This is a genomic window from Burkholderia sp. IMCC1007 (genome assembly GCF_027257875.1).
In the GTDB taxonomy this organism is placed as follows: domain Bacteria; phylum Pseudomonadota; class Gammaproteobacteria; order Burkholderiales; family Burkholderiaceae; genus Burkholderia.
On the sequence record NZ_JAPVQY010000019.1, the window covers coordinates 107684 to 117997 of the forward strand.

Genomic DNA, 10314 nt, shown 5'->3' on the forward strand with positions numbered 1-10314 from the left:
ACGCCCGCGGGTTCATCCGTCATTTCGACTTCTGCGAACCGATCTCGCGGTCCCACTTCTGGAACGCGGCGACCATCGCCTGCGCGTTGAGCGGCTGCACGTGCGGACGCTCGGCCAGCAGCTTTGCGTACTCGGGGCGGCCGAACTTCCTGATCACGTCCTGGCTGTGCGCGGGCGCAGTCTCCAGCGTCACGCCCTTCACCGCCGGGCCCGGATAGAAGTAGCCGTCGTCGTAGGTCATCGCCTGCTGCGGCGGCTCGAGCAGGAAGTTCATCAGCTTGAACAGCACGTCGAGCTTGTCCTTCGGCACGCCCCTCGGGATCACCATGTAGTGCGCGTCGTTGACCCACGTCATGTTGTCGAACGGCTGGATCCGGAAGTCGGCCGGCACGATGCCGAGCGCGCGCGGGTTGATGTCCCAGCCGGTGACGGTCACGGTCATGTCGCGCGTGCCTTCGCCGAGCTCCTTCATCACGGCCGACGTGCCGCCCGGGTAGTACGGGATGCAGTCGTTGAGCTGCTTCAGGAACGCCCAGGTCTTGTCCCAGCCGTTGATCGGATCCTGCGGGTTCTTGTCGCCGAGCACGTATGGCAGCCCCATCAGGAACGTGCGGCCCGGGCCCGAATTCGCCGGGCGCGCGTAGATCAGCTTGTCCGGATGGGCCTTGCACCACGCAAGCAGCTGGGCGGGTGTCTTCGGCGGATCGCTGACCTTCGCCGGGTTGTATTCGAGCAGCGGGCCGGCCGGCATGTAGGTCACTTCGAGGCCGAAGCCCTGTGCGAGATCCTGCATCTTGCGCGGGCCGGGTGCGTACTTCTCGAGCACGCCGGGGAACGCGCCGGCGTTGTCGGGCAGCAGCTTGAGCCACAGGTTCTGCTCGATGCCGGCGGCCAGCGCGTCGGTGCCGGTCAGCACGAGATCGATGTCGGAGCGCCCCGCCGCCTGCATCGCCTTGATCTTGCCCGGCAGCTGCGGCGCCGGTGCATTCGTGAACGTGACGTTCGACACGAGGGTCGGATTCTTGTCCCGGAAAGCTTCGATGGCCTTCTGCGTGAGCTGCAGATTGCCCGCGACGTCGACGATGTTCAGCGATACGGGAGCCGCGACGGCCGCGGCGGACGACAGCGTGAAGCTCAGGGCAAGTGCGATCCGGCGGACGCGGCGAGCGATCGGGGTGGCGTTCATGTCTCCTCACTTCGGGCGGTGGATGGGACCTTTCTTTTCAGGAAATCATGACGGCGTTATACGATGTCGGTCAACAAAAAACGGTGACGCGCGGGGCGGGAATTTCCCTAACAAGAAGCTTCCGTTTCGTTGAGGATTTGCTGATTGATTGATTTCGTCGCGCCCCGTGGCAATGGATGCGCGGCGTGTTAGGACGTCGTATATCAACGGGGGCTGAAATGAAATCGGTTCACATCGCCGCGCCGGCCTGAGCGCACATGCGGCACGGCGCGTCGAGGGCGGTGCTCAGGCCGCACGAAGCGCGATCACCTCCCCGATCAGCCGCTCCGCATCGCGCCACTCACCATACCCGGACGCCGGATTCAGGTGCCCGACCTCCCCGAGATCGACGAGCCGGCTGCCCCACCCCGCCGCGAACGCTGCCGCGCGTTCGAAGCGTGCGAGCGGATCGTTGCGGCTTGCGGCCACGATGCTCGGGAACGGCAGCCGTCCTGTCGGCACCGGCGTCCAGCCGTGCGCGTCGAGCGCATCGGGTGTCGGGTAGCCTGCCGGCATCGGCGTATCGAGATCGGCCGGCGCGGCGAGCAGCGCGCCGTGGATCTCGCGCGTGGCCTGCCGCGCCCAATGCACGGCGATCATCACGCCCGCGCTGTGCGCGACGAGAATCACCGGGCCGTCGATCGCGGCCAGCGCCGCATCGAGTGCGGCGACGCGCGCGGCGCGGCTCAGCTTGTCGGTGTCGAGCGGCGCGACGGCGCGCGCGTTCGGCAGGCGCCGTTCGAGATGCGTCTGCCAGTGGTCTTCGACGTGATCGCGCAAGCCGGGCACGATCAGGATGGTGGGCGCGGTCGCCAGGGTCATGCAGCCTCCGGAAGAGTTCAGTTTCGGTTCGGTTCAATTCAGTTCGGTTCAGGACAGCCGGGACGCGCGCCGTTCGCGTTCGACGCGCGCGAGATCGGCCGCGTAGCTCGCGCGGCCGATCTCGAACAGCACGGCAGCCGCGAGCGGCACGACGGGAATCCACTGCAGCGCGCCGACGAGACCGGTGTGGTCGGCGACCCATCCCGTCAGCAGGGGGCCCGGCGCCATGCCGAGCAGGTTGTTGGCGAGCGTGAGCGTCGCGAACGCCGATGCGTGGATCGCGGCCGGCGTCAGGTTCGCGACCATCGCGCCCGAAGCGCCCGACGCGCCCGCGCCGACCAGCATGCCCGCGCAGATCAGCGCGAGCTGCAGCGGCCCGGGCGGCAGCCGGAATGCGACGGCGAGGCATACGCCGGTCAGCACGCAATACGCGATCGCGGTCAGCCATTTGCGCGAACCGTCGGTACGCCCGACGCGGTCGGTGACGATCCCGCAGCCGACCATCCCGACGCCCGACAGCAGCACGAAGCCGGCCGCGAGCACGGCAGCGCGGTCCGGCGCCATCGCGTAATAGCGGTTCAGGTAGCTCGGCAGCCACGCGAACAGCGCGCCGGGCACGAACAGGTGCAGTCCGCTGCCGATATACGCGCAGATCACCGAACGCGATGCGAACAGCCCCGACATCAGCGCCCGCATGCTGCCGCGCAGGTCGCGCGGCGCGTCGGCGTCGCGCCGGCACGGTTCGACGCGGCATGCCGCGAGCCGCCGCTCGGTGACCACGGCGCGGTATGCGACGAGCAGCACGATGCCGAGCGCGGCCATCACGCCGAACGACCAGCGCCAGCCGAGATGCGCGCCGACCAGGCCGCCGAGCGCCATCCCGAACACGGAGCCGAACGCGCCGCCGGCCATGAACGCGCCAGTCAGCGTCGCGCGCAGGCGCGCCGGAAAGATGCTGAGGATCAGCGCGACGCCGACGCTGCCGTACGCGGCTTCGCCGAGGCCGACGAGGCCGCGCGACACGAGCATTTCGGTGTAGTTGGTCGACAGCGCGCAGCCGAGTGTCGCGACGCTCCACAGCGCGGCCATCAGCACGATGCTGCGCACCCGCCCGAAACGGTCGGCGAGCACCGACAGCGGAAACGTCAGCAGCCCGACCAGCAGCGCGACGACGCCGGACAGCGAACCGAGCTGCGTGTCCGACAGCGCCCACGCGTGCTTGAGCAGCGGAAACACGGCGTTGAGCACCTGCCGCGACATGTAGTCCGACAGCAGCAGGCCGACGGTCAGCCCGAACACGAGCCAGGCATAGGCCGGCGCGCGCCGGCCGGTGGCGGCCGCCTCGTGCAGCGACGGCTCGACAGGATGAATCAGCATGCGTGTCTCCTCCGGCACCGGTGCGGCAACGCGCCGGCGCGGCTTGCGCGGCCCCGCTCCGTGTCCCGGAGCTTGCCCTCGCGCACTGCGCGAGGATGGGTGCCGCGCCACATCGATCGGCGGGCGGCGTTCGCGGGCCGCCCGGATGCGCGGCCTCAGGCCGCGCGCAGCGGCACGCTCACCTCCCCCGGCCGGCGGTTCGGCGCCATCCCGAGTTGCGCGAGCGTCTCGTCGACGCCGTCGTACTGCACGCCGATCCGGTAGATCGCCTTGGCCTCCTTGCCGGTCGCGATGTCGCGGCCGAGTTCGCGCGCGATCCGCACGCACTGCTCGACTTGCTGCACCGACGTCATCCGGTTGCCCTTCTGGTCGATGATCGTGTCCTCGATCCCGCAACGCGGATGCAGCCCCAGCGCCATCGCGACCGTGTTGATCGGCAGCACGTTCTTCATCAGCGATTCGAGCGTGATGCACGCGCCGTCCGGGCAGCGCCGCACGAATTCCATGAAGTTGTACGGATTCGGGCCGTCGAAGCCGCCGCCGATGCCGACCCACGTGACGTTCAGCGGGCCGCGATAGACGCCGCGGCGGATGATCCGCTCGAGCGTTTCGAGCGCATGCATGCCGGTGAGCTGGAAATGCGGCTGGATGCCGGCGGCCTGCAGCCGGCGCAGGTGTTCGTCGACCCAGCCGGGGCCGGCCGGCACGGTCATCTCGCGATACGCGTCCCACAGCGCGGCTTCGTTCAGCGACGTGCCGGCGATGTCCTTGCGGTTCATCAGCTCGGTGATGTTCATCTGCACCGTGTTGATCGCGACCGTCACCTGGTCGGGCTTCGGCGTCAGTTCGGCGAGCATGTGGCGCGTGTCGTCGGACAGCCATTTCGCCTCGGCGCCGTCGCCTTCCGGCGCGAACGAGATCGAGCCGCCGACCTGCAGGATCATGTCGGGCACCGCTTCGCGCAGCCGGCCGAGCAGCTCGTTGAATTTCGACAGCCGCTTGCTGCCCTTGCCGTCGAGCTCGCGCACGTGCAGGTGCAGCACCGTCGCGCCCGCGTTGTAGCAGTCGACGGCCTTCTGCACGTGCTCGTCCATCGTCACCGGAATGTCTTCCGGAAAATCCGCGGGCATCCATTCCGGGCCATATGGCGCGACCGTGATGACTACCTTGTCCTGGTTTTCCGGGTGCAGCGAATCGTCGAGAAATTGCATGTCGTCCTCCAGATGGAATCGTTGTGTTCGGGATGGTTGGGCGTGCGTATCCGGTCGCACCGGGCGGCAGGCCCGGTGCGTTGCATGGGGTTGGAAACGGTTACGGTGCGGGGGCGCTCAGCTCAGCTCAGCTCAGAACGGCACGTCGCCGACGATGCCCGCGCGCTCCATTCGGCGCACGCACGGCGGGTAGTCCATCACCGCGTAATGCTGCGTGCTGCGGTTGTCCCAGATCGCGACGCTGTTCTTCTTCCAGCGCCAGCGCACCTGGTATTCGGGGATGTAAGCCTGGCTGATCAGGTATTGCAGCAGCTGGCCGGCGCCGGGATTCGCGTCCTGCCCGAAGCGCACGCGCGCGGGCGTGTGGAAGTTCGTGAAGTGCGTGGTGAACGCATTCACGTACAGCACCTTCTCGCCGGTTTCCGGATGCGTGCGCACGACCGGATGCTCGGCGTCCGGGTACTGCGCCTTCAGCGCGAGCCGCTTGTCGATCGGCATCGCCGCGCCGAAGCTCGCCTCGATGCTGTGGCGCGCGCGCAAGTCGGCGATCTGCTGCTTCACGTGGTCCGGCAGGCGCTCGTACGCGAGCGCCATGTTCGCCCACATCGTGTCGCCGCCAACCGGCGGACCGTCGATGCAGCGCAGCACGCAGCCGAACGGCGGCGCCACGCGCCAGCTCGCATCGCTGTGCCACGCATTCTCGTAGCGGTCGTTCGGCTGGTCGGGCGACTTGTAGATCCGCACGAGCCCGGGATGCTCGGGATCGCTGCCGGCGACCGGATGATCCTCCAGCTCGCCGAAGCGCCGCGCGAACGCGACGTGCTCGGCGCGCGTGATGTCCTGGTCGCGCAGGAACAGCACGCGATGGCGCAGCAACTGCGCGCGGATCTCGGCGAACAGGCCGTCGTCGTGCACGGCGTCGGCGAGGCTCACGTCCAGCAGCTCCGCGCCGATCGCACAGGTCAGGGGTTCGACTCGCATGCGCGTCTCCTCAGACGATGAACACCGACGAGCCGGTCGTCTTGCGCGACTCGAGGTCGCGGTGCGCCTGCGCCGCGTCCTGCAGCGCATAGCGCTGGTTGATCTCGATCTTGATGCGGCCGGCCGCGACGTGCGCGAACAGTTCGCCGGCCAGGTCGTTCTTCTCGGCCGGATCCGCGATGTAGTCGGCCAGCGCCGGGCGCGTCAGGTACAGCGAGCCCTTCATCGCGAGCCGCTGCGGGTCGAACGGCGGGATCGGACCCGACGCGGTGCCGACGCACACCATCAGCCCGCGCCGCTTCAGCGAATCGAGCGAGCCTTCGAAGGTGTCCTTGCCGACGCTGTCGAACACGACGTCGACACCCGCGCCATCCGTCAGCTCGCGTACGCGTTTCGCGACGTCCTCGCGGCTGTAGTCGATCGTATGGTCGCAGCCGTGCGCGCGGGCGATCGCGGCCTTGTGTCCGCTCGACACGGTGCCGATCACGGTGAGCCCGAGCAACTTTGCCCATTGCGACACGATCAGCCCGACCCCGCCCGCGGCCGCGTGCAGCAGGATCGTGTCACCCGGCGCGAAGTCGTGGATCCGGCGCAGCAGGTAGGCCGAAGTCAGCCCGCGCATCGTCATCGCCGCGGCCGTGTCGCACGCAATGCCGGCCGGCAGCCGCACGAGCGGCGCGGCGGCGATCAGCCGTTCGGTGCTGTACGCGCCGAGCGTGTTCAGGAAGCCCGTGTAGGTCACGCGGTCGCCGACCGCAACGTTCGTCACGCCGGGGCCAACGGCCTCGACCACGCCGGCCGCCTCGACGCCGATGCCAGCCGGCAGCGGAACCGGATACAGACCGCTGCGGAAATACGTGTCGGCGAAGTTCAGGCCGACCGCCTCGTGCCGCAGGCGCACCTGCCCGGCGCCCGGATCGCCGACTTCGACGGTTTCCCAGCGCAGCACGTCGGGGCCGCCGGTTTCGTGGAATCGCACTGCATGTGCCATCTTGTTCTCCGTAGGATTTCAGTCGGATGCGGGTCGCGCATCGTCGGGTTCGTCGGGTTCTTGTACGCCCGGCGGCGTCGCGGCTGCGCCGCTCGCCGGGGGCGTGTCCAGTTCGATCCAGTCGGCGTCGCCCAGGTAGCGCCGCGCGGCCGGGAAAATCACGCCTTCCATCCGCCCCATCTGCTCGAATGCGCCGTGCGCATAGACGGCGAGCGCGGCATCGAACGCGGCCGACGGCAACCCGTCGGCGGCGAGCCGCGCCAGCGTGTCGAGCGCGTGCGCGTCGCGGCGCCGCTGGCGGTCGAGCTCGTCGAGTTCGGCCGCGGTGCTCTCCGCCCGCCTGCGCAATGCCGTGAAAAGGCGTGCTTCGGCCGACGTGCCGAACCGCGCGCGCTGCAGCGCTGCGAGCGAGGCCAGCGCCGTCAGCGTGTCGTCGGTATGTGCATGTGCATCGGCGTCTGCATCGGCGTCTGCATCTGCATCGGCGGCCGCGCGTGTCGTCGCGTTCGCGCCTTCGCTTGCCGTCATCAGCGCCTGCAGCCGCTCGCCGAGCGCGCGATGCGCGGCGAGACAACGGGCCATCACGCGTACCTCGGCCGGGGCATGCCGTGCCGGGCACACGAGCACCGGCACGCTGCTGGTCGCAAGCAGCGCCCGCCGTTGCGCGCATGCGGCCGCATCGGCATCGTGCGGCAGTGCCGCGACGCCGATCAGGTCGCAGCCGAGACTGCCGGCGAGCGCGCCGGGCGACGTGCCGCCGGGCCCCGGTTGGCCGGCCCCCGGACGGCCGGCCCCCGCGATCGCATAGGACAGTCCCTGCGCCCGGGCGGCGGCTTCCACTTTCGCACCGTGCTGCGGCATCCGCGCTCCGGATAAACGCGAGTCCGGCGCGGCGCCGGTCAGCACGAACGTGACCCGCGCGCCGACCGCACGCGCCAGTTCGAGCGCATGGCCGACCGCGTCGATGCCGCCGGGCACGCCGTCGACCGTCACGAGCAGATGGCGATACATCGTGCCGCTCCGCTTATCCGGCGCGCGGCGCGCTGCGTTGTGCGCCGGTCGATACGATGTTCATGGCCTCTCCTCGTTGCATTTCAAGTTGCGTTCGTCGGTTGCGTTCGTCACGCATCGGAACCCATGCTATCGATCGGGTGGCGGCGCAGCCCCACTCGTCGCGGGGGGGATTGACGCGCGAGCGGAGTTCGGCCGATCCTTCCCCCCACACCCACCCCGGACGCTGGCCCGCACGGCACCGCCGGAATCCGACTGCTGCCCCGATGGCCCACCCACCCGATCGCGCCGACGCGCCCCCCACCGAACTCGTGCTGAAGACGACCGCGCCGCGCGTGCCGGCGCAGTTGCTCGCGCGGGCGCGCTTGAGCCTCGCCGCGCCGGTGTTCGACAGCCGGCCGGTGATGCTCGTGCAGGCGCCGGCCGGCTACGGCAAGACGTCGCTGCTCGCGCAATGGCGACGTGAATCGCTCGCGCTCGGCCGCGCGGTCGTGTGGCTGTCCGCCGACGAGCGCGACGACGCGCCGCGCCTGCTGCAGGGACTCGTGCAGGCGGTGCGCACCGGCTGCGCGCGGCCCGGCTTCGGGCGCCTGATCCCGGACGGCGCGGCCCGCGCGCTGGAGGGGCTGACCGCGTGGCTGGCCGAAGTCGCGCAGCTGTCGATCGACGCGCTGCTGATGGTCGACGACGCGGAGCGGCTGCCGGCCGCCGGCCTCGACGCGCTGACCTACGTGCTGCACAACGCGCCGCAGAACCTGCGGGTCGTCGTCGCGGCCCGGCGCGGGCTCGATCACGCGGCCGGCGACTTGCTCGCCGGCGGCCAATGCACGCTCGCGGGCCCCGACTGGCTGCGCTTCACGCTCGACGAGACGATCGCGCTGGTCGGCGCGCGCTTCGCGCAGAAGGTCGATGCCGACGCGTGCGCGCGCCTGTTCGAACGCGTCGACGGCTGGCCGCTCGGGCTGCAGCTCGCGATGGCCGCGATGGCGCGCTCGGCCGATCCGCGCCAGGCGGTCGACGCGCTCGCCGCGCGCATGGACGGCACGCGCGACCGGCTCGTCGAGCTGCTGCTCGCGAACCTGTCCGCCGACGACACCGCATTCCTCACCCGCACGAGCGTCGCCGACCGCCTGCATCCGTCGCTGTGCGCCGCGCTGCTCGACGACGCGGCGGCGGCCGACCAGCTCGTACGCCTTGCGCGCGACACGCCGCTGTTCATCGCCTCCGACGATTCCGACTGGTGCCGGCTGCATCCGCTCGTGCGCGATACGCTGCGCGACCGCCTCGCGGCGCAACCCGACGCGACGCGCAGCGCGCTGCATGCCCGCGCGGCCGCGTGGCTGGACACGCACGGGATGACGGAAGAAGCGGCGCGCCACGCGTATGCGGCCGGCCAGTTCGAGACCGCGTACGCGCTTGCGCAGCGCTGCCTCGAGGATGCGATCAAGCAGGGCCGCATCAACGACGTGCTCGACTGGCTCGCGCTGCTGCCGGATGCGGAACTCGACAAGCGTCCGACGCTGCGGATCGCGGTCGCGTGGGCGCTCGCGCTCGGCGAGCGCCATGTCGAGGCGCAGCGCCAGATCGCCGGCATCCTGGCCGACGCCGGCACACCGGCCGCGATGCGCTACGAATGCGCGTTGATCCTCAGCGCGGCTGCGTATTACGCCGACGAAATCGACCGCTTCGTCGAGCTGTTCGAACCGTGGGCCGACTTCACGCCGCCCGCGGCGACGTGGCTCGCGCAGATGCATGCGAACCGCCTGTCGGCGCGCGCGATCATCGTCGGCGAGCCGGCGCAGGCACGCCGCTTCCAGCAGGCCGCGCCGCGCGGCGCGACGGCGGCCGGGTTCGGCTACGTCGCGCGCTGGGGCGAGCTGATCACGGGCCTGAGCTATCTGCGCGAAGGCCAGATCCGGCTCGCGGACGATGCGTTGTCGCCGGCGCTCGCACGCGCGGAAGCCGATCTCGGGCGCCGCCATCCGCTGACCTGCATGCTCGCGGCGATGTGCGCGGCGATCGCGTACGAGGCCGATCGCGTCGACCAGGCCGCCGCGCTGCTCGCGAACCGGCTCGACGTGCTCGAACATGCGGGCACGCCCGACACGGTGCTGCTCGGCTACCGGACGGCCGCGCGCATCGCGCTGCTGCGCGGCGTCGAGCATCGCGCGATCGACCTGCTCGAGGCGCTCGACGCGATGGGCGTCGCGCGCCGGCTGCCGCGCCTGTCGGTCGCGAGTCTCGCCGAGCAGGTGCGCATCCATGCGGCGCGCTATCGCGAGGCAACCTGCCATGCGCTCGTCGAGCGGATCGATGCGATCGCCGCGGCCGAATTTCCGTCGCACGGGCCGCTGTGGCGGCGCCCCGTCGTGCTGCTGCAGGCGATGGCGCACGCGGGCGCCGCGCTGGCCGCGCGCCGCTGGGACGATGCCGGCGCGGCGCTCGACGAAGCGGCCGTGCTGGCGCGCGAGATGAGCATGGGACGCGAGCGCATCGAGATCATGGCGCTCGGCGCGTTCGCGCTCGAACAGTCCGCGCACGGCGGCCGCGCGCGGCTCGACGAGGCGATGAACCTCGCGGACATGTTCGGCCTGACGCGCACGCTTGCCGACGCGCATCCGGCGGTCGCCGACTGGGCGCGCCGCGTCGGCGACGAGGCGCCCGCGGGCGACAGCGCTGCGCGGCCCGCGCAGCCG

The 10314-nt window shown here is 70.6% G+C and carries 8 protein-coding genes; 1 reads left to right on the plus strand and 7 read right to left on the minus strand.

Going from position 1 to position 10314, the window contains the following annotated elements; translation table 11 throughout:
* Positions 1–19: 19 nt before the first annotated feature.
* The 7 genes from O1Q03_RS18505 to O1Q03_RS18535 all read right to left on the minus strand — a co-directional run bounded on the left by O1Q03_RS18505 (position 20) and on the right by O1Q03_RS18535 (position 7618).
* Entirely contained in the window at positions 20–1186 is a 1167-nt protein-coding gene (locus tag O1Q03_RS18505; RefSeq protein ID WP_269505256.1) for an extracellular solute-binding protein, read from the minus strand.
* Between the two features lie 285 nt (positions 1187–1471).
* Positions 1472–2047: an RBBP9/YdeN family alpha/beta hydrolase gene (locus O1Q03_RS18510; RefSeq protein WP_269505257.1), complete on the minus strand. Its 576-nt coding sequence runs from the start codon at positions 2045–2047 to the stop codon at positions 1472–1474.
* A 48-nt stretch (positions 2048–2095) separates the two neighbouring features.
* Positions 2096–3424: an MFS transporter gene (locus tag O1Q03_RS18515; protein WP_269505258.1), complete on the minus strand. Its 1329-nt coding sequence runs from the start codon at positions 3422–3424 to the stop codon at positions 2096–2098.
* Between the two features lie 155 nt (positions 3425–3579).
* Positions 3580–4635, minus strand: coding sequence for a 3-keto-5-aminohexanoate cleavage protein (locus O1Q03_RS18520; RefSeq protein WP_124825697.1), 1056 nt, complete (start codon positions 4633–4635; stop codon positions 3580–3582).
* A gap of 132 nt (positions 4636–4767) precedes the next feature.
* A complete protein-coding gene (locus O1Q03_RS18525) occupies positions 4768–5616 on the minus strand; it encodes a TauD/TfdA dioxygenase family protein (protein ID WP_269505259.1) in 849 nt (282 codons plus the stop codon).
* Between the two features lie 10 nt (positions 5617–5626).
* Complete coding sequence (locus O1Q03_RS18530) at positions 5627–6607, minus strand: quinone oxidoreductase family protein (protein ID WP_269505260.1); 981 nt, start codon at positions 6605–6607, stop codon at positions 5627–5629.
* A gap of 18 nt (positions 6608–6625) precedes the next feature.
* Entirely contained in the window at positions 6626–7618 is a 993-nt protein-coding gene (locus O1Q03_RS18535; RefSeq protein ID WP_269505261.1) for a universal stress protein, read from the minus strand.
* 266 nt (positions 7619–7884) lie between these two features.
* On the opposite strand from O1Q03_RS18535, the gene O1Q03_RS18540 reads away from it, so the two are divergent.
* The coding region (locus O1Q03_RS18540; RefSeq protein ID WP_269505262.1) for a LuxR family transcriptional regulator at positions 7885–10314 on the plus strand (2430 nt) is incomplete at its 3' end.